Source organism: Faecalicatena contorta, assembly GCF_021531995.1.
GTDB classification, from domain to species: domain Bacteria; phylum Bacillota; class Clostridia; order Lachnospirales; family Lachnospiraceae; genus Dorea_A; species Dorea_A contorta_A.
On sequence record NZ_JAFBIZ010000226.1, the window covers coordinates 1 to 1765 of the forward strand.

Annotated in this window: 2 protein-coding genes; both read right to left on the reverse strand. The window is 35.9% G+C overall.

What is annotated here, in order from left to right; translation table 11 throughout:
- Positions 1–465: 465 nt before the first annotated feature.
- Entirely contained in the window at positions 466–1170 is a 705-nt protein-coding gene (locus JQM82_RS15450; RefSeq protein ID WP_235251301.1) for an EcsC family protein, read from the reverse strand.
- Between the two features lie 272 nt (positions 1171–1442).
- The coding region (locus JQM82_RS15455; protein WP_235251303.1) for a hypothetical protein at positions 1443–1765 on the reverse strand (323 nt) is incomplete at its 5' end.

Consider the following 1765-nt stretch of genomic DNA (forward strand, 5'->3'; position numbering starts at 1 on the left):
GAATTATTGTGTCGTTATATTTATTCTGATATAATCATCCCATGGTGCTACCATGCACGGTAGGCGGTTGGTCCTTCTCCAGAGGGACTGTGACCCTCTGTTTACATAGAAATCCCCAGACTATCTGCGGAAATCTTGCTAAAGGAGGGGATGCTAATGTTGACTCTCGAAGGTCTGATTGCTGTTATCAGCTTATGCTTAACAGCCTTTGGACTTGGTTACGCAATAGGAAGCAATCACACAAAAAAATAACCGCCCCAGCCTCGCAAACTGAACGGTTATTTTCTTAACTAATCATTATGTGGGCTAACCGTCTATCGGTAGCACCTTTTCTATGATTATATTATCATTAAATCCTCAATATGTCAAAACCAATTGACAAACTACTGCAGAATTGTTATAGTCCACGGATTTAATAAAAATTTTTCAACTTATTCTTCAAATACTTTCACCTACGACTACTCTTCAACCTTCTATATCATCCATTTCAATCACATCTTCCTCGCTCCCATCCTTTACGGAGAAATCACCTTCAAAAAACCACTTATACGCACGTTCTGCAATGATCTTAGTTTCCACCAAATCCAATCCCCCACCAACGATAGCACCTACTCCCGGAAGAAGCTTTCCTAAATTGACAATTCCCTTCGTTCCAAATTTCGTAATAAACCTAAACCCTACTTTTTGATTTATTTTCGTTAAAACTTTACCCGGAATTTTCTTAATAAGTCCATTGGTAAATTTTACTCCGAATTTTATACCAGCTTGCTTTAATAAGCCATTAACTGCGACGCCCGCCAAACAAGCATATATGAAGGTTTGTGTCTGATCACTATCTAATTCATAATCTGCCATATATGCAACACAGGCAATCATCCTCATTTGTACATATATCACACTACCAACGTTAGCCGGGATAGCGACTGGCATTGTAATAAAACCTCCAAATCCAGTTACTACTCCTGAAGTTGTGCATTTTGCAATTTGATTTTTTAACATTGCTCTGCATGCTTCTTCTGTCGTTCTATGTTTTTTCAAATAATCATTAGCCAGTTCCTCAACACTGGGACTAACTTTTGGTATTCCATTTAAACATTTTTCATAACAAGAATCCAAAAGCTTCATAATATCTTCTTCTGTCATTACTGACTTCTTTTCTTTACTGTTCATACAACTTCCTCATATCTCTAATAACTCATGACTGTTACCGGAATGTCTTTATACACAGGAGCACAATATGATTGAATGTTCGTCACCACGTCCTCAATCACATCTTTAGAAAATCCTCTGCCTCTTACATCTAAAACAATCTCCTGTGTTGATCCTGCGGGCAAATTATTGACTCTATTAGTAATTTACACTCCAATTCCCTCTTTAACAATTTGAATTCGTAATAATACATAATAAGATAGCATATGCAATCATTCTTATTCAAAAAATCACTAGTCTGAAATAGTCTCTTTTAAAATCTGTTTCAAATTTTTATTTGTAATATCTATGTTGTAATTCCATTCGATTAATCTTACTTTAAATTTTCTACATATATCACGTTTCTTTTCGTCCAGTACAATTCGATGTTCAAATGCCTTTTTACCTCCAAAGAATTCCACCTCAGTATAATGCTGTATTCCTTGATACTCTATTCCAGTGTTCAACTCCGGGATATATATATCTAAGCTCTGAGGTGCAAGCCACTGCGGTCTATATTGAAAAATAGCATTAGGGTATTCCTTTTTAACGAGTAAAAAAAGAGATTGTTCATGTT